The 22,977-nt window shown below is 68.3% G+C and carries 19 protein-coding genes; 9 read left to right on the plus strand and 10 right to left on the minus strand.

The window, feature by feature from the left end; all coding sequences use genetic code 11:
* Positions 1–190 precede the first annotated feature (190 nt).
* Entirely contained in the window at positions 191–694 is a 504-nt protein-coding gene (locus AC3WOH_RS33365; protein ID WP_184865435.1) for an acyl-CoA thioesterase, read from the minus strand.
* Between the two features lie 119 nt (positions 695–813).
* On the opposite strand from AC3WOH_RS33365, the gene AC3WOH_RS33370 reads away from it, so the two are divergent.
* The 5 genes from AC3WOH_RS33370 (at position 814) to AC3WOH_RS33390 (ending at position 8,647) form a co-directional block, all read left to right on the plus strand.
* The gene (locus AC3WOH_RS33370) at positions 814–1,947 is read left to right on the plus strand and encodes a sterol desaturase family protein (RefSeq protein WP_492233624.1); all 1,134 of its coding nucleotides are present in this window, start codon (positions 814–816) and stop codon (positions 1,945–1,947) included.
* A gap of 210 nt (positions 1,948–2,157) precedes the next feature.
* Positions 2,158–4,341 carry a TonB-dependent siderophore receptor gene (locus tag AC3WOH_RS33375; protein ID WP_492233625.1) on the plus strand — a complete coding sequence of 728 codons (2,184 nt, stop codon included), beginning with the start codon at positions 2,158–2,160 and terminating at the stop codon, positions 4,339–4,341.
* A gap of 244 nt (positions 4,342–4,585) precedes the next feature.
* Positions 4,586–5,098, plus strand: a complete 513-nt coding sequence (locus AC3WOH_RS33380; protein ID WP_492233626.1) for a sigma-70 family RNA polymerase sigma factor — start codon at positions 4,586–4,588, stop codon at positions 5,096–5,098.
* Positions 5,095–6,111 carry a FecR domain-containing protein gene (locus tag AC3WOH_RS33385; protein WP_492233627.1) on the plus strand — a complete coding sequence of 339 codons (1,017 nt, stop codon included), beginning with the start codon at positions 5,095–5,097 and terminating at the stop codon, positions 6,109–6,111. Before AC3WOH_RS33380 ends, AC3WOH_RS33385 begins: the two co-directional genes overlap by 4 nt.
* A 91-nt stretch (positions 6,112–6,202) precedes the next feature.
* On the plus strand, positions 6,203–8,647 hold the full coding sequence (locus tag AC3WOH_RS33390; protein ID WP_492233628.1) for a TonB-dependent siderophore receptor: 2,445 nt from the start codon (positions 6,203–6,205) through the stop codon (positions 8,645–8,647).
* Between the two features lie 62 nt (positions 8,648–8,709).
* Here the strand turns inward: AC3WOH_RS33390 and AC3WOH_RS33395 are convergent, their stop codons facing one another.
* The gene (locus AC3WOH_RS33395) at positions 8,710–9,189 is read right to left on the minus strand and encodes a DUF4124 domain-containing protein (RefSeq protein WP_492233629.1); all 480 of its coding nucleotides are present in this window, start codon (positions 9,187–9,189) and stop codon (positions 8,710–8,712) included.
* Positions 9,190–9,280: 91 nt separating this feature from the next.
* Here AC3WOH_RS33395 and AC3WOH_RS33400 point away from each other — a divergent pair, with 91 nt between their 5' ends.
* Positions 9,281–10,519, plus strand: coding sequence for a BaiN/RdsA family NAD(P)/FAD-dependent oxidoreductase (locus AC3WOH_RS33400; RefSeq protein WP_492233630.1), 1,239 nt, complete (start codon positions 9,281–9,283; stop codon positions 10,517–10,519).
* Here the strand turns inward: AC3WOH_RS33400 and AC3WOH_RS33405 are convergent.
* Together AC3WOH_RS33405 and AC3WOH_RS33410 are read right to left on the minus strand one after the other, a co-directional pair.
* A complete protein-coding gene (locus AC3WOH_RS33405) occupies positions 10,513–11,241 on the minus strand; it encodes an ArsR/SmtB family transcription factor (protein WP_492233631.1) in 729 nt (242 codons plus the stop codon). The two genes, AC3WOH_RS33400 and AC3WOH_RS33405, sit on opposite strands and share 7 nt — an antisense overlap.
* A gap of 66 nt (positions 11,242–11,307) precedes the next feature.
* Positions 11,308–14,568 carry an EAL domain-containing protein gene (locus AC3WOH_RS33410; protein WP_492233632.1) on the minus strand — a complete coding sequence of 1,087 codons (3,261 nt, stop codon included), beginning with the start codon at positions 14,566–14,568 and terminating at the stop codon, positions 11,308–11,310.
* Positions 14,569–14,833: 265 nt separating this feature from the next.
* On the opposite strand from AC3WOH_RS33410, the gene rpsU reads away from it, so the two are divergent.
* Both rpsU and AC3WOH_RS33420 read left to right on the plus strand, forming a co-directional pair.
* Positions 14,834–15,046, plus strand: a complete 213-nt coding sequence (gene rpsU, locus AC3WOH_RS33415) for a 30S ribosomal protein S21 (RefSeq protein ID WP_007833691.1) — start codon at positions 14,834–14,836, stop codon at positions 15,044–15,046.
* Between the two features lie 113 nt (positions 15,047–15,159).
* On the plus strand, positions 15,160–15,609 hold the full coding sequence (locus AC3WOH_RS33420) for a GatB/YqeY domain-containing protein (RefSeq protein WP_492233633.1): 450 nt from the start codon (positions 15,160–15,162) through the stop codon (positions 15,607–15,609).
* 7 nt (positions 15,610–15,616) lie between these two features.
* On the opposite strand, the gene AC3WOH_RS33425 is transcribed toward AC3WOH_RS33420, so the two are convergent.
* Entirely contained in the window at positions 15,617–16,528 is a 912-nt protein-coding gene (locus AC3WOH_RS33425) for a LysR substrate-binding domain-containing protein (RefSeq protein ID WP_492233634.1), read from the minus strand.
* 100 nt (positions 16,529–16,628) lie between these two features.
* On the opposite strand from AC3WOH_RS33425, the gene AC3WOH_RS33430 reads away from it, so the two are divergent.
* The gene (locus AC3WOH_RS33430; protein WP_492233635.1) at positions 16,629–17,726 is read left to right on the plus strand and encodes a tartrate dehydrogenase; all 1,098 of its coding nucleotides are present in this window, start codon (positions 16,629–16,631) and stop codon (positions 17,724–17,726) included.
* 4 nt (positions 17,727–17,730) lie between these two features.
* Here AC3WOH_RS33430 and AC3WOH_RS33435 read toward each other — a convergent pair whose 3' ends face one another.
* The 5 genes from AC3WOH_RS33435 to AC3WOH_RS33455 are packed head-to-tail and all read right to left on the minus strand — an operon-like array spanning position 17,731 to position 22,889.
* Positions 17,731–18,660 carry an EamA family transporter gene (locus AC3WOH_RS33435; RefSeq protein ID WP_492233636.1) on the minus strand — a complete coding sequence of 310 codons (930 nt, stop codon included), beginning with the start codon at positions 18,658–18,660 and terminating at the stop codon, positions 17,731–17,733.
* The gene (locus AC3WOH_RS33440) at positions 18,657–19,676 is read right to left on the minus strand and encodes an SDR family oxidoreductase (RefSeq protein WP_492233637.1); all 1,020 of its coding nucleotides are present in this window, start codon (positions 19,674–19,676) and stop codon (positions 18,657–18,659) included. The genes AC3WOH_RS33435 and AC3WOH_RS33440 overlap by 4 nt, the downstream gene beginning before the upstream one ends.
* On the minus strand, positions 19,673–20,608 hold the full coding sequence (locus tag AC3WOH_RS33445; protein ID WP_492233638.1) for a bile acid:sodium symporter family protein: 936 nt from the start codon (positions 20,606–20,608) through the stop codon (positions 19,673–19,675). Before AC3WOH_RS33445 ends, AC3WOH_RS33440 begins: the two co-directional genes overlap by 4 nt.
* Before the next feature lie 33 nt (positions 20,609–20,641).
* Positions 20,642–22,009, minus strand: a complete 1,368-nt coding sequence (locus AC3WOH_RS33450; protein WP_492233639.1) for a flavin-containing monooxygenase — start codon at positions 22,007–22,009, stop codon at positions 20,642–20,644.
* A gap of 25 nt (positions 22,010–22,034) precedes the next feature.
* Positions 22,035–22,889, minus strand: a complete 855-nt coding sequence (locus tag AC3WOH_RS33455; protein ID WP_492233640.1) for an SDR family oxidoreductase — start codon at positions 22,887–22,889, stop codon at positions 22,035–22,037.
* Positions 22,890–22,977 lie beyond the last annotated feature (88 nt).

Below are 22,977 nucleotides of genomic sequence, written 5' to 3' on the forward strand. Positions count from 1 at the left end.
GCGCAGAGACGTGGGGAGCAGACAGGGGCCGCACTCGTCGTTGCCGTGCTCGCCGGGTGTTCAACCCGGCTGCGCCCGCCGCCTAGAGTGCGGCCCTGCCAGACCCTCACGCACAGCCGATTTCTCGGTTTCAGTGGACTAGCCTACGCCCCTTTGCCACCGGAGCTGTTAGCACATGTGTGCTGGCGGCTCAGGCAGCGAGGGGCGCAGGGACAGGGGCGTTGCGCGCCTGCTCGAAGCGTGCCGCCAGCTCCTTGCGCAGGGTCTTGCGCATCACGGCAGCATCCCAGCGGCGGCGCTCCTCGGCGGTCGAGGGGGCCAGCGTGGGCACCTGCTTGGGCTTGCGGTCCTCGTCCACGGCAACCATGGTGAAGAAGCAGCTGTTCACATGCCGCACGACCTGCGAGCGGATGTCCTCGGCCACCACCTTGATGCCGATCTCCATCGACGAGGAACCGGTGTAGTTGACGCTGGCCAGGAAGGTCACGAGCTCCCCCACGTGGATGGGCTGCAGGAACATCACCTGGTCCACGCTGAGCGTGACCACATAGCAGGCCGAGTAGCGGCTGGCACAGGAATAGGCTACCTGGTCGAGCAGCTTGAGAATGGCGCCGCCATGGACGTTGCCGGAAAAATTGGCCATGTCGGGCGACATGAGCACGGTCATGCTCAGCTGGTGCGAGGGGATGTTCATGGACCCCGATTTTACGTGCGATGGCGGTTACACAAGGATGCACAAGGCCCCGCTACACTGCGCAGTACACAAGCCTGGGCAAGCACACTCCACGATCCGGGCGCAGAGGGGAAGAACACATGCTCGAAATCGACAAGCTCAATGAATTCACCGAGAGCCATGGCGCGCTGCGCACCGGGCGCGGACTCGTCTCGGGGACGATCGCGCTCACGCTGGCCATCCTGTGCTTTCTGGGGGTTCTGGCCTTCCACTTCCCCGAGTACCTGACCACGCCGCAGTTGCGCAAGAGCTATGACGTGACCGTGATCCGCTACATCATGCTGGCGGCCATGGCGATTGCGGGCGGCATCTCGCTGGTCAACATCCTGTTCAACCGCTCGCGCTGGCTGGCCACCTTTGCCTTCACCACCGTGGCGCTGGCCGCCATCCTGGGCGGCCACAAGGTGGAGGTGGACCCGAACTTCCCCGACAACACTCCCTACATCGGCCTCGATTGGTTCATCCTGGACCTCTTGGGCAGCTCGCTGATCTTCATCTTCATCGAGAAGCTGTTCGCGCTGCGCAAGGACCAGCCGATCTTTCGCGCCGAGTGGCAAACCGACTTCCACCACTTCATCGTGAACCACATGGTGGTGGGCTTCGTGCTGCTGGCCACCAACCTCATCGTGCACAAGTTCTTCGGCTGGGCCGCCAGCGATGGCATCCGCGGCTGGGTGCAGGGCCTGAACTTCTGGGTGGCGCTGTTCCTCATCGTGCTGGTGGCCGACCTGGTGCAGTACTGGACGCACCGCGCCTACCACGAGGTACCGGTGCTGTGGCGCCTGCATGCCGTGCACCACAGCGTGAAGAGCATGGACTGGATGGCCGGCTCGCGCCAGCACATCCTGGAGCTGTTGATCACCCGCACCCTGGTGCTGGCCCCCATCTACGTGCTGGGCTTTTCCAAGGAAGTGATCGACGCCTACATCGTCGTCGTGGGTTTCCAGGCCGTGTTCAACCACGCCAACGTCAGCGTGCGCCTGGGGCCGCTGCGCTACGTGCTGGTCACGCCCAACTTCCACCACTGGCACCACAGCCAGGACCAGGAGGCACTGGACAAGAACTACGCCGCGCACTTCGCCTTCCTCGACTACCTGTTCGGTACCGCCGTGAAGAGCACCAAGCTCTGGCCCGAGAAGTACGGCGTGCTGGGCGACTATGTGCCCAACGGCTTCATCAAGCAGTTCAAGTTTCCGTTCACCTGGAAGGGCTGAGCGCGTCTCCCCCAGCAGCCGCTGGGGTTACAAATGAGGCGCAAAAGCAACGCAACCGCCCTGGGAAGGCGGTCTTGCGGCCACCACAATCAAGAATGATTGTCATTTAAAAGTTACAATTGGAGCCATAGACCAGCCACGCCGTGCTCCCTCTCGTTGTTGCAGCGCTGCCAGCCAGTTGCCAGATTTCAACAACTCGAGGAGTGCTCCATGTCCGTTTTCCGTAGGCAGCCCGTCTGCCGCCTGCATCCGTTGGCGCTGGCCGCCATCGCCACCGTCCTGGCCGGCGCAGCCCAGGCCCAGGATGCTGTCCCTGCAGCCTCTGCCGACCAAATCACCGCCCCCAAGGCGCTCGACAGCGTCACCGTGTCGGGCTCGCGCGAGAGCGCCTCCACGCGCCTGCAGCTGACCCCGCGCGAGACGCCGCAGTCCACCACCACGGTGAACCGCGAGCAGATCGAGCGCCAGTCGCTGACCAGCATCGACGCCGTGCTGCGCAACGTGAACGGCGTGGCCGTGAGCTTCTACGACACACAGCGCCCGCTGTACTACGCACGGGGCTTCCAGATCACCGACTTCCAGATCGATGGCCTGCCCTCCTACAGCAGCAGCACCAACCAGGAGTTCGATACTGCGCTGTACGAGCGCATCGAGATCGTGCGCGGCGCCAACGGCATCCTGACCGGCGTGGGCGTGCCTTCGGCCACCATCAACATGGTCCGCAAGCGCCCTCAGCGCGAGTTCGCGGCTTCTGTGGCGCTCACCGCCGGCTCATGGAACCTGTACCGCGGCGAGCTCGACATCAACGCCCCACTGAACAAGGACGGCAGCTTGCGCAGCCGCCTTGTGATCGCGCCGCAGAAGAAGGACAGCTTCCGCGACCGCTACTCCGAGGACAAGACCGCGCTGCTCGCCGCCATCGAGGCCGACCTGGGCCCGTCCACCGTGGCCACGCTGGGCTACCAGCGCCAGTCCAACGTGCCCAAGGCGCCGATCTGGGGCACCATCCCGCGCTTTGCCACCGATGGCTCGCCCATCGACCTGCCCACCTCGGTCAGCTTCTCGCCCCCCTGGACGCGCTGGGAGCGCACCTCGGGCACGCTGTACGCCACGCTGGAACACCAGCTCAATGACGACTGGAGCGTGAAGGCGGCCCTGAACCACACCGAGGGCGACACCTTCAGCCTGCGCACCTACGGCTATGGCCGCACCACCTCGCTGGCCCCCTTCATCAACCCCACCACCGGCGCCGGCACCACGCTGTATGCGGCCGTCGGCGGCGGCAGCGAAAAGCAGGACACGGTGGACGCCTACCTGTCAGGCAAGTTCGACCTCGCGGGCCGCAAGCACGACCTGATGGTGGGCGTGAGCTCCACGCGCATTGCCACGCGCACCGATGGCTACAGCTCCGTGGCCAACTGGAGCTACGTGATCCCCAACATCTACACCTGGGACGGCAATGCGCCCGAACCCGCGGTCTCCAAGACCGGCGCCTGGCGCACCCAGATCACGCAGCAGACCGGCCTGTTCGCCTCGGCCCGCTGGCGCCTGACCGAGCCGCTGTCGCTGCTCACCGGCGTGCGCCTGACCGACTGGCACCGCCATACCGACACCTACGGCACCACCGGCAGCTACGCCGGCAAGAGCCTGGTGCAGGACGAGAACCGCAAGGTCACGCCCTACCTCGGCGCGGTGTACGACATCACGCCCACGCTGTCGGCCTACGCCAGCTACACGCGCATCTTCAACCCGCAGAACTACAAGGACCGCAACAACGTGCCGCTGTCGCCCGTCATCGGCAGCAATGCCGAAGCGGGCCTGAAGGCCGAGCTGCTGGACCGCCGCATCCAGGCGCACTTCGCGGTGTTCCAGACCAAGCAGGACAACTATGGCGTGCGAGACGGCGCCATCACCACGCCGCTGCCCGACGGCACCCTGCCCTACGTGGCGGTCAACGGCACCAAGTCCACCGGCTTCGAGCTGGAGTTGGCGGGCATGGCCACCAACCAGTGGCGCGTGAGCGCAGGCCTCACGCGCGCCAAGGTCACGCGTGCCCCCACCGACCTGATCTACGCCAACCTGCCCGAGTACCTGCTGCAGCTGGGCACCGACTACCAGTTCGCGGGCGCGCTGGCCCCGCTGTCGGTGGGCGGCAACCTGGTCTGGCAGAGCTCGGTCGAGGGCTTCAACATCCCGCACCCGAGCGGCACGGTGACGGTGAAGCAATCGCCCACGGCCATCCTGGGCCTGCGCGCCTCCTGGAAGTTCACCCCCAAGCTCAGCGCCACCCTGGCCGTCAACAACGTGACGAACAAGAAGTACTGGGCCAACCTGGACTACGGCAACTACAGCGACCCCCGCAACGTCAGCCTGACGATGCGCGCGTCCTTCTGACCATCCCCCTGAGGCGCTGCGCGCCTTCCCCCTTCTCTCGAACTACTGCGTAGTTCGGGAAGGGGGACACCGCCAGCGCGGCGGGGCGGCCCTTGCGCGGCGGTCCTGGTGTTGGTGCAGCGCGTGCTCGACCAGTGGCGGACGACTCAGCCGCAGCTTTCAAGATATTGCAGGCCAGATCGGCCGACGCGTCCATGCTTATGAGGGCTTTCATGCAATTTCGTTGGTTGGTTGCGGCAGTGCCATGAACACACAGCCCGCGCATACCGCCGGCCGCTGGTACACCAGCCACCATGCGTGGCTGGTGGGCTGGCTGCAGCGCAAGATGGGCTGCCCGCACGGGGCGGCCGATCTGGCGCAGGACACCTTTGTGCGCGTGCTCGCCGCGCGCGGGCTCGACCAGGTGGCCGAGCCGCGCGCCTTCCTGACCACGCTGGCCAAGCGGGTGCTGTTCAGCCACTGGCGTCGGCGCGAGCTGGAGCAGGCCTACCTGCAGGCGCTGGCCGACCTGCCGCAGGCCACGGTGCCGTCGGTGGAGGACATGGCGCTGCTGCACGAGGCGCTGCAGGCCATTGACCAGCGTCTCGCCGGCCTGCCCGCCAAGGTGAGGCAGGCTTTTCTGCTGCACCGCATCGACGGGCTGACGCATGTGCAGATCGCGGCCGAGATGGGCGTGTCCTTGGCCAGTGTGGAGCGCTATGTGAAGCAGGCCTACCTGCACTGCTGCCGGCAGGACGCGGGCAGCGAGACGCCATGAGCGGCACCGCCCCCGGCCCTTCCGAAGACGCCCTCACCGCAGCGGTGGACTGGCAGGTGCGCCTGACCTCCGGCAGCGCGTCGGCAGGCGAGCGCGAGGCCTTTGCGCGCTGGCTCGCGGCCGATGCGCGCCACGCGGCTGCCTGGCAGCGCGTGCAGGGCGTGCTCGCCGGGCCCGTGGAGCAGATCCAGCGCATCGACCAGCGCCACCCGGGCCAGTTGCCGGCCGTCCACCAGAGTCTGGCGGCCACGCCGGACCCGGTCTCGCGCCGGCGCAGAAATCTGCTGGGCGGCTCCACCCTGCTGCTGGCCACCAGTGTGGGCGCCGGCTACCTCGTCCACCGCAGCCAGCCGCTGGGTGAGCTGCTGGCCGATGTGCACACCGGCACCGCGGAAACCCGCCACACCCTGCTGCCCGATGGCAGCACGCTGGACCTGAATGCCCGCAGCGCGGCCGACCTGCACTTCGACCTGGCACGGCGCCTGGTGCGGCTGCGTTCGGGCGAACTGCTGGTGCAGGTGGCCAGCGATGCCGCAGCGGCCAGTGCGCTGCCCCGCCCCTTCGTCGTGCAGACCCGGCATGGAACGGCCCAGGCCCTGGGCACGCGCTACCTGGTGCGCCAGGAGGCCGAGCGCAGCCTGGTGGTGGCGCTGCAGCACGGCGTTGCCCTGCAGACCGGTGACGGTGTGCAGCGCACCCTGCACGAGGGCCAGGCCGCCTGGCTGGATGGCCAGCACATCGCAATGGCCAACGAGCGCCTGGCACACCGCGCCAGCTGGACCGAAGGCGTGCTGGACGTGCGCGATGAGCCGCTGGGCGATGTGGTCGCTGCACTGGCTGCCTGGCGCAAGGGTCTGCTGCGCGTGAGCCCAGCCGCCGCGCGGTTGCGGGTCTTCGGCGTGTTCCGGCTGAACGACACCACGCAGGCCCTGCAGGCCCTGGTGGACACCCAGCCCATCCGCGTCACCAGCTATGGCCCTCTGCTGACCCTGATCGACACCATCGGCGCCTGAAATTTTTTTCGCCGGGATTGAGGGGTTTTGCAGGACCCGTTGGACAGAGAGGAAACCGCCCTTTTCCAACCCCGTACAGGAACCCGATCCCATGCCCAGACCCGTCTTCCACCCCCGCCTGCTCGTGGCGGCCCTTGCCGCAGCCCTGGGCAGCACCAGCTTTGCGCAAACTCCTTCCGCCGAAGCGCCCCAAGTAGCCCAGGCCGGCGCAGTGCAGAACTGGGACCTGCCCGCCGGCGGCCTGGACGAGACCCTGGCCCGCATCGCCCGCCAGGGTGGCAAGATCCTCACCGCCGACCCGGCGCTGTTGCGCGGCAAGACCGCCCCGGCCGTGCGCGGCAGCTTCTCGGCGGAAGAGGCGGCACAGCGCGCGCTGGCCGGCTCGGGGCTGGCCCTGGTGCGCCTGGGCAGCGACACCCTGACCGTGCGCGCGGCCCCGGCGGCAGCCCCCGCAGCAGCACCGGCCGCCGCCGCGCCCGGCACGGCGGAGCGCAGCATGGCGACCGTCACGGTCGAGGGCTCGCGCGACCCGAACCAGGTGTACCAGCCCTTCCCAGGCGGCCAGGTAGCCAAGGGTGCGCGCCTGGGGGCTCTGGGCAACACCGCCCTGCTCGATGCGCCCTTCGCCATCAGCGGCTACACCGAGCAGGCCGCGCGCGATGCCCAGGCCCGGCGGCTGATCGATGTGCTGGCGGTGGACCCGGCAGTGCGCTCCACCAACTCCGAGAGCAACGCGGTGGACGTGTTCTTCCTGCGCGGCCTGCCCATGCTGAGCCAGGACATTTCGTTCAACGAAACCTTTGCGGTGGTGGACACGCGGCGCATCGCGGTGGAGCAGTTCGAGCGCATCGAGGTGCTCAAGGGCCCGAGCGCCCTGCTCAACGGTATCGGCCCCAGCAGCAGCACCACGGGCGGCACCATCAACCTGGTGCCCAAGCGCGGCACAGACGTTCCGCTGACCCGATTGACCCTGTCGGCCTCGTCCCACGGCCAGGCGGGCGCCCACCTGGATGTGGGGCGCCGCTTCGGCACCGACAACGAATGGGGCGTGCGCATCAATGCCGCCGGCCGGGGCGGCGGCTCCACCGGCGTGCCCAACGAGCAGGTCGGCACCGAGCATCTGTCGGCCGCGCTGGACTACGCGGGCGACAGGCTGCGCGCCAGCCTGGATGTGGCCCAGAACCGCCGGCACTTCGACGGCTTTCCCCAGTTCTACCGCTTCAACGATGGCTTCGCCCTGCCCGCACCGCCAGCGACGAAGCAGGCCATCAGCCAACCCTGGGACCGCAGCGACACCAAGAGCTCCTCCGCCGTCGCGCGCGTGGAGTTCGACATCACGCCCGACTCCACCGTGTTCGGCGTGCTCGGTGGGGTGAACTACGAGGAGTCGAACGTCAACGCAGGCAACCCCCGCATCACCTCGACCAGCGGCAACTTCAGCGCCCAGCCCAGCATCTTCAGGACCGGCTCGTCCACGCGCTCGGGGGAACTGGGCTGGCGCATGCGCTTTGCCACCGGCCCCGTCAAGCACCGGGTGGTGGTGGGCTATTCGCGCTTCACGGGGGACGGCGCCAGCCTGAGCCGGCAAATGGGCAGCGCGTTCACCAGCAACTTCAACAACCCGGTTTTCGTCGCGCAGCCCGCGCTGCCCGTCGGCGGTGTGCCACTGCGCTTCCAGGATGGCGCCTCCGACAGCCTGGCCGTGATGGACTCCATGCACCTGCTGGATGACCGCCTGCACCTGGTCGGCGGGGTACGCTACCAGAAGCTGGACATCGGCGAATTCTCCGCGGGCGTGGAGCAGCGCCGCTTCGAACAGACAGCCACCGCGCCCTCGCTGGGCGCCAGCTACAAGCTGGCCTCCACCTTCTCGGTCTACGCCAACTACGCCGAAGGCCTGGCGCAGGGGCCCGTGGCCCCTGCCTCCACCGCCAACCTCGGCACGGTGTTCCCGCCTTTCAAGGGCAAGCAGATCGAAACGGGCCTGAAGTACGACGGCGGCTCGTTCGGCGCCAGCGCGGCGCTGTTCCAGATCCGCCAGCCGGTGTCCTACGTCAATGGAGCGAACTTCCTCGTGGTCGATGGCGAGCAGCGCAACCGTGGCCTGGAGCTGTCGCTCTACGGAGAGGTGGCCAAGGACTTGCGCCTGAATGCGGGTCTGGCCATGTTCAAGGCCGTGCAGTCCAAGACCTTGAACGGCAGCAACGACGGCAAGAAAGCCATCGGCATTCCCGACTACAGCCTGGTGCTGGGCGGCGAGTGGGACATCGCGGCCCTGCCCGGCCTGACCCTGACCGGCAGGTACACCAAAGTGGCGCGCCAGATGGCCAGCGTGGACAACCAGCAGAGCATCCCCGGCTTCGACAGCTACGATCTGGGCCTGCGCTATGCCACGCGCTTTGGCGGCAAGCCGACCGTGTTCCGCCTGGCCGTTGAAAACGTGGCGGACTCGTCGCACTGGCTCTCGGTACGCACCGGCTTCCTGACGCGCAGCACACCACGTACCGCCCTGTTCTCGGTGAGCACGGAGTTCTGAGGCACCTGCGCCCTGGCGCCTTTCTTTCTGCGCGGCCAGACTTGCACGCGCCCCGCGCAGGGCTAGGGGGCGCCAAGCTCCCCTTCCAGCGCTTTCAGTTGCTTGCGAAGTTCCTCGCTGCGGGCCTCGCACGCCGCCTTGCCCTGGCCGGCGGTGGCCGCCCGCTCCTGCGCAAACTGGGTGCCCGATGCCAGGGTGCTGCGCAGCGGACCCGCAGTGGCCACGCCCTCCAGGGGTTGCGCGGCACATTCTTTCTGGTTGCGCTCCAGGGCCGCACGTGCCTGGGGAACGCCCTGGTTCTGCAGGTAGTTCTTGCGCTGCCAGGTGGGGCCGAACGCCCCCTCTTTGGAAGTGGAGGGCGGGGATGGAATCGGCGTGGCCCCCTCCAGGGCGGGGCGCAGCTCGATCTTCTCGCCCTGGCCTGGGCAGGATGCGTCCTGGAAGGACACCTTCCCATCGGCATCCGTGCACTTGTTGATGGCCCAGGCCGGGGCCAGAAAGGCCAGGGCCAGGGTGCAGGCGGCATAGCGGATCGCGGTCATCGGAGCAGTCCTTGCGGGATGGATGGCGCATGTTAGTCCACTGCAACCCAGCAGCCGGCCGTGCGTGGGGGTCCTACAATCCGCGGCGTCCATGACCATTCCTTTCTTTGACGCCATCATCGTCGGCGCCGGCGCAGCCGGCCTGTTCTGCGCCGCCCAGGCCGGCCAGCGCGGCCTGTCGGTCCTGCTCATCGACCATGCCGAAAAGGTGGCCGAAAAAATCCGCATCTCGGGCGGGGGACGGTGCAATTTCACCAACCGCGACCTCGACCCTTCGGCGCCGCACAAGCACTTTGTGGGGCAGAACCCGCAGTTCTGCCGCTCGGCGTTGTCGCGCTACACGCCACAGGACTTCATCGCGCTGGTGGACAGGCACGGCATTCCCCACCACGAAAAGCACAAGGGCCAGCTGTTCGCCGACCGCTCGGCCGAGGACCTGATCGCCATGCTGCTGGCCGAGTGCGCAGACGGCGGCGTCACGCACTGGCAACCCTGCGGCGTGAAGAAGATCGCGCCCGAGGCCCTGGAGGATGGCCAAAGCGGCTACCGGGTGGAGACCGACCGCGGCCCGGTGCAGGCACGCAGTCTGGTCATCGCCACGGGCGGCCTGTCCATCCCCAAGATCGGGGCCACCGATTTCGGCTACCGCGTGGCCCGGCAGTTCGACATCCCGCTGGTCGAGCAGCGCCCGGGGCTGGTACCGCTGATCTTCGACGGCGAGGCCTGGGCGCCCTATGCGCAGCTCGCGGGCCTGGCGCTGCCGGTGCGCATCGCCACCGGCGCCAAGAAGGCGCGCATGGCCTTCGACGAAGACCTGCTGTTCACGCACCGCGGCCTGTCGGGCCCGGCGGTGCTGCAGATTTCGAGCTACTGGCAGGAGGGCACGCCCCTGGCCATCGACCTCGCCCCCACGGTGGATCTGCCCGCTGCACTGGCGCAGGCCAAGGCGCGCTCGCGCAAGCTCATCGCCAACGAGCTGGCCACCCTGGTACCGAGCCGCCTGGCCGATGCCTGGGCGCAGCGCGAGGCCGACTGGCAGCGCCCGATTGCCGAAGCCTCGGACAAGGCGCTGGCGCGCCTGGCCGAGCAGTTGGCGCGCTGGGAACTCACACCCACCGGCACCGAGGGATACAAGAAGGCCGAGGTGACCCTGGGTGGCGTGGACACGCGCGCCCTGTCGCAGCAGACCTTGGAGTGCAAGGCCCAGCCGGGCCTGTATTTCATCGGCGAGGTGGTGGATGTGACCGGCTGGCTCGGCGGCTACAACTTCCAGTGGGCCTGGGCCAGCGCTTACGCTTGTGCACAGGCCCTCCCCCACGGAATTCAGTGAGCAGCCACTGCATTCCAGCGCGCATGCCCTAACCAGTTGCGCAGCGCCACGGCACCGCCGGGCGTGATCTCCAGCGCGCGGCTGTCGGCGCGGCGCAGCAGCCAGCCTTCGGCCAGGCAGTGGCTGCAGATCATGGCGCCCAGGCGGCCTGCCACATGCATGCGCCGCTCGCTCCAGTCCAGGCAGGGGCGGCAGTGCGGGCGCTTGCCGCCACCCGCGGAGTGCGCGGCTGCGTCGATGCCCAGGCGCTGCAGCACGGGCGCCGCCTGCGCCGTCACGTGGCCGCCCGCATCGCCATCGAAGGCCATGGCCCCTTCGTCCAGCAGGTACTCGGTGATGGTGATGCCCAGCCGGCCCGCGATGTGGTCGTAGCAGGTGCGTGCGGTGCGCAGGGCCGCGTCACGCGGGCCCACCACCACGCGCCGTGTTGCGGTTTCAGGCGTCGGCTGCTGCACGGCCAGCTGCATCAGGCCCTCGAGCACGCGCGCCACGTCGGCCGATGCCAGGCGGTGGTAGCGGTGGCGGCCCTGGCGTTCCAGGCGCAGCAGGCCCGCCTCCACCAGCAGGGCGAGATGCCGGCTGGCGGTCTGGGCGGTGATGTGGCCGGCATCGGCCAGCTCGCGCGCGGTGAGGGCGCGCCCGTCCATCAGCGCCATCAGCATGGCCGTGCGCGCGGGCTCGCCGACGAGGCCTGCGATGTGGGCGATCTGGTTGGTGTTCATGCCTGCAGTGTGCACCCGCCAGGCACAAGCACACTTCGCCCGCCAGCGAAATGAAGCCCTGTGTGCCTAGGGAATGCTCACCAGCTCGCCGAAGCGCGAGTCCCCATGCGCCGGCCGCTGGGTGTGCTGCAGCACCCATTGCTCCAGCTGCGCCACGGGCAGCGGTCGCGTGAAGTGAAAGCCCTGCAGCTCCTCGCAGTCGAGTGCGCCGAGCACCTGGGCCGTGGCCAGGTCTTCCACGCCCTCGGCCACGACCTTGAGGTTGAGCGTGTGGCCCAGCGCGATGATGGCGCGGGTGATGGCCATGTCCGCCGGGTTGGTGAGCATGTCGTGGATGAAGGACTTGTCGACCTTGAGCCGGTCGATGTCGAAGCGCTTCAAGTAGGCCAGGCTCGAATAGCCGGTGCCGAAATCGTCGATGGACAGCTGCACGCCCAGGGCCTTGAGGGCGGCGAGCTGCCGCTCGGCCGAGTTGGCATGGTCCATAAGCTGCGACTCGGTGATCTCCAGCTCCAGCCGGTGCGCCGGCATGCCGCAGCGCGCGAGCAGGGCCTCGATGTCGGGCACGAGCTGCGGGTCGCCGAGCTGCGCGGCCGAGAGGTTCACCGACACCGGCACCATGGACAGCGGGTGGGCCATCGGGCCGTTCGGGCCTTCGCATTCCAGCGACTGCCAGGCCACCCACTGTACACTGGCCTGCTGCAGCACCCAGGCGCCGATGGCGCGGATCATGCCGGTCTCCTCGGCGATGGGAATGAACTCGCTGGGCGGCACCATGCCCAGCACCGGGTTGTTCCAGCGCAGCAAGGCCTCCACGCCCAGCAGGCGCGCACCCCGGGCGCTCATGCGCGGCTGGTAGTGCAGGCTGAATTCGCCACGCCCGAGCGCGCGGCGCAGGTGCTGCTCCATGGACTGGCGCGCCAGCGCGCGCTGGTCGGTCTCGGCCGAGTAGAACAGGGCCATGTCACGCCCCGTGGTCTTGGCCTCGTACATGGCCGCGTCGGCGCGGCGCATCAACTCGTCGATGTCGCCACCATCCTCGGGGTAGACCGCGATGCCCACGCTGCACGAGACGTTCAAGTCGTGCCCTTCCACCGGGTGGGGCTGGCGGATCAGCGGGATCAGGCGGTTCTCGACCAGCTGCTGCACGTCCTCCGGGCCGGCCACGTCGCGCATGATGATCACGAACTCGTCGCCGCCCAGGCGGCTCACGGTGTCGCGGCTGCGCACGGCCTGCGTGAGGCGGCTGGCGACCGAGCGCAGCAGGCCGTCGCCGATGTGGTGGCCCAGCGTGTCGTTGATGGACTTGAAGCGGTCCAGGTCGATGAACAGCACGGCCACGCGCTCGTTGTGGCCCTGGGCATGCGCCAGCGCAGCCTGCAGGCGCTGCACGCACAGCGAGCGGTTGGGCAGCTCGGTGAGCACATCGTGGTGCGCAAGGAACTGGATGCGCTCCTCATTCTGCTTGCGGTCGGTGATGTCGATCGCAATGCCGATGTGGTTGACCACGGCGCCGGCCTTGCCCTCGCGCACCGCAGACACCATGAGCCAGGCCGGGTAGGTCTCGCCCGAGCGGCGGCGAAAGCGCACCTCGCCCTGCCAGGACTCCTTGTCCTGCATGGCCCGGCTGATCTGGGCCGACAGCGGCTCCTGGCCGGCCACGTCCTCCTGCAGAAAGCCCAGGTCTTCGCCGATCACTTCGTAGAAGTCGTAGTGCGTGCTGCGGCAGAACGCCTTGTTCACGCTGATGATCTGCTGGTCGGCATTCATGATGATGATGCCTTCGGACGAGGCCTCGAACACCTTGGCCCACAGCTCCAGGCGCTGCTCCATGACCTTGAGCACATTGATCGGCGTGAAGGCCGTGAGCACCGCGTCGCGCCCCTGGAACACCAGGCGCCGCGCCGACAAGACGGCCCACGAGGGCTCGGGCCCGCCCTTCCAGCGCACCTCGAACTCGTCGACCGAGCCCTGGTCTGCCAGGCGCTGGAAGAAGCGCCCGCGCACGCCGGGCTCCAGCCCCGCCACCCAGGGGTCGATGGTGCGGCCGTTGAGCCACTGGCCTGCGGGGGTGTTGGAGTGCAGCACCTCGTGCTCGGGGATGGAGGTCACCATGATCGGTATCGGGAAGGCCTCCACCAGCTCGCGCTGCGCCTCGGCCGCGCGCGCACTGGCGGCCAGCTCCTGCTGCAGCAGGCGCTCGCGGTCGAGCTGGGCCAGCATGCCGTTGAAGGCGGTGACCAGGCGGCCGATCTCGTCGCTGCTGTTCCAGTGGGCGCGCAGCGTGTGGTCGCCGCTTTTCCTCACTTCGTCGGCCACGCGGGCCAGTTGCTGCAATGGCTTGGCGATCTGCCGCGCCACCAGGGTCACCAGCGACAGGATGCAGCCCAGCAGCACCAGGGCCGTGCCCAGGTGCAGCCACATGCGCGAGTACAGGCTGTCCACGCGCTGGTGCAGCAGGCGGTCGAGGTCCTTGATGCCCGAACCCCAGGCGGCCTGCAGGGCACCCAGCACCTTGACCTCCTGCTCGGCCAGCTGGGCCATGGTCAGGCGCGATTCACCGCTGGCGACGGCCTGCAGGTGCGACTGGAATTCCAGCAATGCGGCGTTGAGCGCACCGCGGTCGTGCACCAGCGCCGCGCGCAGTTCGGGTGTGCCGGCAATGAAGGCCTGGTTGTAGTCCGATTCGATGCCTAGCGTGACGGCTTCGAGCCGCCCCACCAGCGTGAGCAGCTCGGACGACCACTGCGGCCCGCGCGCGGTGCGCGGCGAGTTCAGGAAGCTCACCGTGTCGTGCACCGCCTGCAGCAGCTCGGGGAAGCGCAGCACCGACAGCGACATCTCGTAGTAGCTGTCGAGGTCCGGGTCGAGGATCAGGTTGGACTGGTTGCCCACGGTGGTGAGCAGCTCCCGCCCGTCGCGCAGCAGCAGGCTGCGCAAGCGCGTGAGGGCCTGCGCATCGGCCTCTCCCGCGGCGTCCGTGCCCAGGCGCCCCAGCGCATCCTGGAAGCGCTGGCCGGCCTCCTGGGTGTGCAGGGCCTCGTCGTGCTCGGCGCGCACCCTGGCCAGGCGCTCCAGCGTTTGGGCCACCGAGAGCGAAGGCTCGCCCGGCTGCAGGAAACGGCCCAGCAGGCCATCGCGCACCACGGTGGCATAGGTGGTGCCCACGATCTCCTTGCGCGTGAAGTCGATCGCCTGGTTCTTCTCGTGGATCAGGATGCTGGAGACGTAGATCACCGCCGTGAGGTCCAGCAGGTAGATGAGCATGAGCTTGCGGCCGACGCTGAGCCGTCCCAGCCAACCCGATACGCGGTGCATGATTGCCATTGGTGCCCAGTTTCCTGTCTCTGCGAAGGTGACACGGCGAAGGAGTGCCGACAATATGCACACATGCAAGTTCCGCGCCATGCGCACCACCTTGGGGCATACCGAACACGCTTGCACATTTCCCCAATGTGACTGCTATAATGCTCGGCTTCGCTGGCATACCCCGTCGGCCAATACTAGTTAGGACGGGGAAACCGCCACGCATGGTCCCAAGGCCCGATCTTCCTTGCGACCCTCTGTGGGCACATTTGGAACACATTAGCTAATGACTACGATCCGCGTAAAAGAAAACGAACCCTTTGACGTTGCCCTGCGCCGCTTCAAGCGCACCATTGAAAAGCTCGGCCTGCTGACCGACCTGCGCGCCCGTGAGTTCTACGAAAAGCCAACGGCCGAGCGCAAGCGCAAGAAGGCAGCCGCCGTGAAGCGCCACTACAAGCGCGTGCGCAGCATGCAGCTGCCTAAGAAGCTGTACTGATCGCTGGCCCTCACCGGCCACATCAACCCGCGCTCGGGACGCCAGGCGCGGGTTTTTTGTTTTCTGCGCCCTCTTTTGCCGCAGACCCACCAGAAGACCACAGGAGAAATGCCATGTCCCTCAAGGACCAGATCACCGAAGACATGAAGACCGCCATGCGCGCCAAGGACAGCGAGCGCCTGGCCACCATCCGCCTGCTGCTGGCGGCGATGAAGCAAAAGGAAGTCGACGAGCGCGTGGAGCTTGACGACGTGGCCGTGGTCGCCATCGTGGACAAGCTGATCAAGCAGCGCAAGGACTCCATCGCCGCCTTCGAGCAGGCATCGCGCCAGGACCTGGCCGACAAGGAAAAGTCGGAAATGGCCGTGCTGCAGACCTACCTGCCCGAACGCATGTCGGCCGAGGAAACCCTGGCCGCCGTGAAGGCCATCGTGGCCGAACTGGGCGCCTCCGGCCCCGGCGACATGGGCAAGGTCATGGGCGTGGTCAAGACCCGCCTGGCCGGCAAGGCCGACATGGGCCAGGTGTCCGGCGCGGTGAAAACCGCCCTGGCCGGAGGCTGATCGGCCTTCAGCCGATCCCGGACCACTCTTTTTCAAAGTGGTCCTGCAAAAACTCCACGCACACGCGCACCTTGGCCGACAGGTGCAGCCGCGTGGGGTACACGGCCCAGACGTTGGCGTCCTGGCGCCATTCGGGCAGCACCTGCACCAGCTGCCCGGCCAAGAGGTGGGGCTGCACGTCCCACAGCGAGCGCAGCGCAATGCCGCGCCCGTCCACCGCCCACTGCACCACCATCTCGCCGTTGTTGGCCGACAGCGGGCCGCGCACCTTGACCATCTCTTCCACCGCACCGGCGCGCAGGCGCCATACGCCAATGGGGTGGTCGCGCTCCTTGATCACCAGGCAGTCGTGGCTGGAGAGATCCGCCAGCGCGCGCGGCGTGCCGTGGCGCGCCAGGTAGGCCGGGGCCGCGCACAGCACTCGGTGGTTGTCGGCCAGGCGCCGCGCGATCAGGTGGGGCGCAATCTCGTCGCCCACACGCACGTCCAGGTCGAAGCCTTCGCCCGCTACGTCCACCAGCCGGTCGAACACCTCCAGCCGCACCTGCAGGCCCGGGTGCCGCTCCACCAAGCGTGAGAGCGCCGGCGCCACGATGCGCCGGCCAAAGCCGAAGCTGCTGCTCACGCGCAGCAGGCCGCGCGGCTCGCGGCGCGTGACCGCCACCTCCTGCAGCAGCTGGTCCACATCATCGAGGATGCGCTGGGCCCAGTGGAACACGCGCTCGCCCTCCTCCGTGACCGCCACGCGCCGCGTCGTGCGGTGCAGCAGCTTCACGGCCAGATCTTCTTCCAGCAGGCGGATGCGCTTGCTCACATAGGCGGGCGAGGTGCCCAGCTCGGTGGCCGCGTCGGCAAAGCTCGACTTGCGCACCACCACGGTGAACACGCGCAGGTCTTCGTTGGACGGTGTTTTATGCACGAAGTGTGAACAATGGATGCACAGGCGGCCGATTGTATTTTGGTGGGGACTGTCCAACAATGCAGGCCACACACCCGCCACCATGCAAGGAAGACATCTGATGAGCAGCAGCACCACCCAATACACCATTGCCGTGATCCCCGGCGACGGTATCGGCAAGGAAGTCATGCCCGAAGGCCTGCGCGCCGTGAAGGCCGCGGCCGAGCACTTCGGCATTGCGCTGAGCTACCGCACCATCGACTGGGCCAGCTGCGACTACTATGCCGAACACGGCCAGATGATGCCCGACGACTGGAAGGCCCAGCTCTCGGACGTGGACGCGATCTTCTTCGGCGCCGTGGGCTGGCCCGCCACCGTGCCCGACCATGTGTCGCTGTGGGGTTCGCTGCTCAAGTTCCGCCGCGAGTTCGACCAGTACATCAACCTGCGCCCGGTGCGCCTGTTCGAGGGTGTGCCCTGCCCGCTGGCCGGCCGCAAGCCCGGCGACATCGACTACTACGTGGTGCGCGAGAACACCGAGGGCGAGTACACCTCGCTCGGCGGCATCATGTACGAGGGCACGGACCGCGAGATCGTGATCCAGGAATCGGTGTACTCGCGCAAGGGCGCCGAGCGCCTGCTCAAATTCGCCTTCGACCTGGCCCAGAGCCGCCCACGCAAGCACGTGACCCTGGCCACCAAGAGCAACGGCATCGCCATCAGCATGCCCTGGTGGGACCAGCGTGCCGAGGAAGTCGCCAAGGACTACCCCGGGATCACGCTGGACAAGCAGCACATCGACATCCTGACCGCGCGCTTCGTGCTGCAGCCAGGCCGCTTCGACGTAGTGGCCGCGACCAACCTGTTCGGCGACATCCTGTCGGACCTGGGCCCCGCGACCACGGGCACCATCGGCCTGGCCCCTTCGGCCAACCTGAACCCGGACCGCACCTTCCCCTCGCTGTTCGAGCCCGTGCACGGCTCGGCGCCCGACATCTACGGCAAGAACATCGCCAACCCCATCGCCATGATCTGGTCGGGTGCACTGATGCTGGACTTTCTCACCAAAGGCCAGGGCGCCGGCCGCGCCGCGCACGATGCCATCGTGGCTGCCATCGAAGCCGCGCTGAAGGAAGGCCCGCTCACGCCCGACCTGGGTGGCACGGCCAACACCACCGAGCTGGGCCAGGCCATCGCGGCGCGCATCGCGGCGGCCTGAGCTCTCAGCTGCGCCTCAGCCGGTGCCCGAACTGGTTGATGAGCATGCCGCAGAGCACGGCCGCCGTGCCCGCCCATTGCGCGGGCGCGGGCTGCTCGCCCAGCACCAGCATGGCGGCCAGCAAGCCCACCACCGGGATCAGCAGCGAGAACGGTGTCACCCGCCCTGCCGGGTGGCGCTGCAGCAGCCGCGTCCACAGGCTGTAGGCCAGCAGGGTGGCCAGCAGGGCCAGGTAGAGCACGGCGAACAACGCCTGCCCGTTCAAGGCACCCAACTGCACCGTTACCGAGGCCGGGCCATCGAGCCACAGCGCCAGCGCGAAGAAGGGCACGATGGGCACGGTGCTGCTCCACACGACAAAGGGAAACGGCGCGTACTGCCCGCCTACCCGCGCCGCAAAGCGCACCACCAGGTTGGACAGGGCCCACATGAAGGCCGCGCCCAGCGTGAGGACAAAGCCCGCCAGGCTCATCTGCAGCGCGCCCTCGCCATGGGCGCTGGCGATCACCAGGAGGCCCGCGAACGCCACCGCCAGGCCCAGCCACTGTGCAGGGCGCGCGCGCTCGTGCAACAACGTGACGGCGAGGATCAGGGTGAAGAAGGCCTGGGTCTGCATGACCACCGAGGCCATGCCCGCCGTCATGCCCAGGCGCAGGCCCAGGAACAGCAGGCCGAACTGCCCCACGCCCTGGGCCAGGCCGTAGGCCACGATGAATCGCCAGGGCAGCTGCGGCCGGCGCACGAAGAGCAGGAAGGGCAGCGAGGCAGCCACGAAGCGCAGCGCGCCCAGCAGCATGGGGCTGAGGGTCTGCAGCCCCATCTTCATGACCACGAAATTCGAGCCCCAGATCACGATGACCGCGAGCGCGCAGCCCAGATCACCCTGCGAGAGCGCACGGGGCGGCGCATCGCCGGACACTGTCGCTATGCTCATGCGCGGCTGCCCGCCAGGGTGCCGGCCACGGCCACCGGCCGGCCCTGCCGCTGGCGCGCGGCCACGAAGGCATCGAAGGCCTCGGCGCTGGTCTTGCGCGGCACATAGCCCAATTGCTCCTTGAGGGCGGTGTTGAGCAGCACCGGCCGGTAGCGCAGAAAGTCGAGCTGCTCGGGGCCATAGCGGCTCACGCCCAGGCGCGAGCCTACGAACAAGGCCGATTGCAGCAGCCAGGCCGGCAGGCCGAGCGTGGTCTTGCCCAGGCGCGCGGCGATCTGGTGGATGGTGAGCGCACCATCGCCCGCCAGGTTGTAGCAGCCGGGCGCCGCGCCATCGAGCGCATGCAGCAGCGCGCCGGTCACGTCCTCGTCCCAGATGAAGACAAAGGGGCTGTCGCTGCCGCGGATGGCCAGCAGGCGCGGCTTCTCGAACAGTGCGGTGATCTGGTTGTCCACCCGCTCGCCCAGGATGGTGCCGATGCGCAGCACGGTCTGCGCCAGCGCGGGGTGGCTCTGGCGCCATGCGGCCAGCATCTCCTCGACCAGGCGCTTGTGGTGGGCGTAGGCAAAACTTTCGTTGCCGCGCAGCGGGTGCGACTCGGTGAGCCAGGGCGCATTGTCGGCGTGGTAGCCGTAGGCTGCGCCGCTGGACGACACCACCACATGCCGCACGCCCTGCGCCGCACAGGCCTCGAGCACATTGCACGTGCCGTTCACGTCCACGTCGTATTCAAAGGCCCGGTTCGAATCGCGTCCCGGCGTGACGATGGAGGCCAGGTGCACCACGGTGTCGATGGCATGGCGCTGCAGGGTGGCGGCCAGGGACGGGTCGCGCACGTCCTGGGCCTGGTAGTGGATGCCCGGCTCGCGCCGCTCGACGGGCACCTCGCGCACATCAAGAGCAACCACCGTGCCGGTGTCCGGGCGCCGCGCCAATGCCGCCACCACGCCGCGGCCCAGAAAGCCGTCGGCCCCGGTGACGAGGATATTGCGGGCCCGCATGGTTGTGGATCTCATGCGTGCTCTCCCACCACCGCAGCGGGCGGGGCACCCACCGGGTCCTTGCGCCCCCACCAGCTGGCCAGCGCCAGGCCGGCGATGATGTCCCAGAAGCCCCAGACGCCGGCCACCACGGCCATGCCGCCCAAACCACCGAAGAAGCTGAAGATCACCACCAGGCCCAGGCCCGCATTGCGGATGCCGACTTCGATGGAGACCGCACGCCGGTCGTAGTCCTGCAGGCCGGTGGCGCGCGCGCACAGGTAGCCGGTGCCGAAGGCCAGCGCATCGTGCAGCGCCACGGCCAGCAGCACCAGGCCCACGTAGTCGAGGAAGAAGCGCCAGTTGCCCGCGATGGCCCCGAGGATGAAGCCGATGAGCGCCAGGAAGCTCACGATGCGCACGGTCTTCTTCACGCGCTGCGTGAGGCGCGGCAGCTGGTGCGCGCAGGCCAGGCCCAACACAAAGGGCAGGCCGATGATGGCGACGATGTGGCCCACCATCTCCAGCGGGTCGAGCGCGATGGTCTTCAAGAGCGGCGCGGCTGTGGGGTGCGTGCCGCCCCAGAAGGCGAAGTTGAGCGGCATGGCCACGATGGCGATGGCATTGGAGATCGCCGTCATGGACACCGACAGCGCCACGTTGCCGCGCGCGCGGTACGTGAGGATGTTGGACACATTGCCCGGCGGGCAGCAGGCCACCAGGATCATGCCCAGCGCAATGCTCGGCCCCACGCCGAGCAGCAGCGTGAGCGCAAAGGTCACTGCCGGCAGCACGATGAACTGGGCAGCAATGCCCACGGCCATGGCCCAGGGCATCTTGGCCACGCGACGGAAGTCGTCCACCCGCGTGTCGAGCGCAATGCCGAACATCAGAAAGGCCAGCACCGCGTTGAGCAGCATCAGCGAGGCGGGGTTGAAATTGAGGCGGATCTCGTCCACGGGCAGCATGCGTTGTCTCCTCGAAGTTCTTCTTGTCGCCGGTCAGGCCAGCCCGGCCGATGCCTTTCGGACGGCCGCGCGGTAGGTGTCCTTGTGCACGTAGTACGCCATGCGTTCGAGCTGCAGGTACTTGAAGCCGCCCGACAGGTCCGGCGGCGGGCCCTGCACCGCGGCGGTGAAGGCCTGCGCGGCGGGCGTGCCGCCGTCGAGGGACTTGAAGTAGCGCGCCACCAGCTCTGCCTGCTCGTAGCGGCCCTGCCAGCCGATGCCGCTGGCCTCGATCATGCCCAGCACGGCCAGGCGGCGCCGGCCGGGCGCAAAGATGTTCAGGTGCAGGCGCGGCGCCATGCCCTGCCAGTTGAGCAGCTCGCGCGCGATGAAGGGGTAGTGCAGCGTGTAGCCGGTGGCGGCCAGCACCATGTCGTAGTCCTGGCGCGTGCCGTCCTTGAAGTGCACGGTGGGGCCGTCGAAGCGCGCGATGTCGGGCTTCACATGGATGTCGCCATGGCCCAGGTGGTGCAGGATGAGCGAGTTCACGATGGGGTGCGACTCGTACATCCTGTAGGTGGGCTTGGGAAAGCCGAAGCGCGTGGGGTCGCCCGTGAACCACTTCAAGACCGTGCTGTCCACCTTCTGCTTGAGCCAGGGCGGCAGCGGGCGCTTGCCACCCAGCGTGTCGGCCGGCTTGCCGAACACGTACTTGGGCACGAAGTAGTAGCCGCGCCGCACCGAGATGTCCACGCTGTCGGCGTAGTGCACCGCATCCACCGCAATGTCGCAGCCCGAGTTGCCCGCACCCACGATGAGCACGCGCTTGCCCTGGAACTGCTGCGCGTGCTTGTAGGCCGAGGTGTGCAGCAACTCGCCGCTGAAGTGGCCCTCGAACTTCGGCATGCTGGGTTCGGCCAGCGTGCCGTTGGCGATGACCACGCCCTTGTACTCGGCGCACTCGGTGTGGCCATCGGCCGTGGCGATGGTCACGCGCCACAGGCTGTCTGCGCGCTCGTCCAACGGTTCCACCTTGAGTACGCGCACGCCGAAGCGGAAATGCCGGCGCAGGTCGAAGCGGTCCGCAAAGGCCGCGAAGTAGCGGCACAGCTCGCGGTGGCTGGGGTAGTCGGCCACGCTCTCGGCCATGGGGAATTCGCTGAACTCGGTGGTGCGCTTGCTCGATATCAGGTGGGCCGATTCGTACACCGTGGAGCGCGGGTTGGCGATGTTCCACAGCCCGCCCACGTCGGTGTACGCCTCGAAGCCCTGGAACGGAATGCCCAGTTTCTGCAGGTTGCGCGCGCCGGCCAGGCCCGAGGGGCCGGCGCCGATGAGCGCGACCATGCCCCGCGTGGTGGGCGTGGTGGTGTCCACGCAGGCCTGCAGGCCGGTGGGGGCGTGGCGGAGATCGTCTTGCATCGGGGGGCGTGCTCTCGGGTGGGATTCAACGGGGTTCGGAAGGGGCCTGGGCGGTGCCCGGCAGGCCCGGGATGGCGGTGGCACCCGCCTCGCCCACGCGCGGCTTGCGCGGCTGGCCGCGCAGCAGGCGGTCGTAGGTGGCCGCGGGCAGGCAGGCCAGCAGGCGCGAGAGCCAGCCGATATGGCGCGGCAGCACGATGTGTTCGCGCCCGCGCGCCACGCCGGCCAGCAGCGCACGCGCGGCGGCATCAGGCTCCATCAGGCCCGGCATGGCGAAGCGGTTGCCCGCGGTGAGCGCCGTGCGCAGGTAGCCCGGGCTCACGGTGTGCACGGACAGGCGCGTGCCCCGGCATTCGGCCCGCAGGCTCTCCAGGTAGCGGATCAGGCCGCCCTTGCTCGCGCAGTAGGCGCCATTGCCGGGCATGCCGCGCCAGCCCGCGATGCTGGCCACGCCCACCAGCGCGCAGCGCGGCCCCTGCGCCGCATGCGCACGCAGCGCCTGCACGAAAGGCTGGAAGGTGGTGGCCGGGCCCAGCAGGTTGATCTCCAGCATGCGGCGCATCACGGCCAGGTCGCCGGCCTCGCCGGTGTCGAAACCGCCGGCCACACCCGCATTGGCAACCACCAGATCGGGCAGGCCGGCACGCGCCATCCAGTCGGCCGCCATCTGGGCCATCGCGGCGGCATCGGCCACGTCGGGGGTGTACACCGCGCAGCGCCCGGGCGCGCTGGCCGCCAGCGCATCGAGCACATCGCGCTGCATGCCCACCAGGGCCACCTGGGCGCCCTGGGCCAGCAGGTCGCGCACCAGCGCCTGGCCCAAACCGCCACAGGCACCGGTCACGACGACATTGCGAAAAGGAGCGGAGGATGGAGCCATGGGCAGCAAAGGCTTTCAGGAAAGGGCTTGCGTCCACTGTAGGGCAGGCCTTATAAATCCCGGAATATTTTCTTATTTCGTCTCGAAA

The sequence above is a fragment of the Acidovorax sp. FW305-C-20-28 genome, from assembly GCF_058783375.1.

Coding starts and splice junctions, on each gene's coding strand:
- AC3WOH_RS33365 (WP_184865435.1), bottom strand. CDS start 694: ATGAACATCCCCTCGCACCAGCTGAGCATGACCGTGCTCATGTCGCCC.
- AC3WOH_RS33370 (WP_492233624.1), top strand. CDS start 814: ATGCTCGAAATCGACAAGCTCAATGAATTCACCGAGAGCCATGGCGCG.
- AC3WOH_RS33375 (WP_492233625.1), top strand. CDS start 2,158: ATGTCCGTTTTCCGTAGGCAGCCCGTCTGCCGCCTGCATCCGTTGGCG.
- AC3WOH_RS33380 (WP_492233626.1), top strand. CDS start 4,586: ATGAACACACAGCCCGCGCATACCGCCGGCCGCTGGTACACCAGCCAC.
- AC3WOH_RS33385 (WP_492233627.1), top strand. CDS start 5,095: ATGAGCGGCACCGCCCCCGGCCCTTCCGAAGACGCCCTCACCGCAGCG.
- AC3WOH_RS33390 (WP_492233628.1), top strand. CDS start 6,203: ATGCCCAGACCCGTCTTCCACCCCCGCCTGCTCGTGGCGGCCCTTGCC.
- AC3WOH_RS33395 (WP_492233629.1), bottom strand. CDS start 9,189: ATGACCGCGATCCGCTATGCCGCCTGCACCCTGGCCCTGGCCTTTCTG.
- AC3WOH_RS33400 (WP_492233630.1), top strand. CDS start 9,281: ATGACCATTCCTTTCTTTGACGCCATCATCGTCGGCGCCGGCGCAGCC.
- AC3WOH_RS33405 (WP_492233631.1), bottom strand. CDS start 11,241: ATGAACACCAACCAGATCGCCCACATCGCAGGCCTCGTCGGCGAGCCC.
- AC3WOH_RS33410 (WP_492233632.1), bottom strand. CDS start 14,568: ATGGCAATCATGCACCGCGTATCGGGTTGGCTGGGACGGCTCAGCGTC.
- rpsU (WP_007833691.1), top strand. CDS start 14,834: ATGACTACGATCCGCGTAAAAGAAAACGAACCCTTTGACGTTGCCCTG.
- AC3WOH_RS33420 (WP_492233633.1), top strand. CDS start 15,160: ATGTCCCTCAAGGACCAGATCACCGAAGACATGAAGACCGCCATGCGC.
- AC3WOH_RS33430 (WP_492233635.1), top strand. CDS start 16,629: ATGAGCAGCAGCACCACCCAATACACCATTGCCGTGATCCCCGGCGAC.
- AC3WOH_RS33435 (WP_492233636.1), bottom strand. CDS start 18,660: ATGAGCATAGCGACAGTGTCCGGCGATGCGCCGCCCCGTGCGCTCTCG.
- AC3WOH_RS33440 (WP_492233637.1), bottom strand. CDS start 19,676: ATGAGATCCACAACCATGCGGGCCCGCAATATCCTCGTCACCGGGGCC.
- AC3WOH_RS33445 (WP_492233638.1), bottom strand. CDS start 20,608: ATGCTGCCCGTGGACGAGATCCGCCTCAATTTCAACCCCGCCTCGCTG.
- AC3WOH_RS33450 (WP_492233639.1), bottom strand. CDS start 22,009: ATGCAAGACGATCTCCGCCACGCCCCCACCGGCCTGCAGGCCTGCGTG.
- AC3WOH_RS33455 (WP_492233640.1), bottom strand. CDS start 22,889: ATGGCTCCATCCTCCGCTCCTTTTCGCAATGTCGTCGTGACCGGTGCC.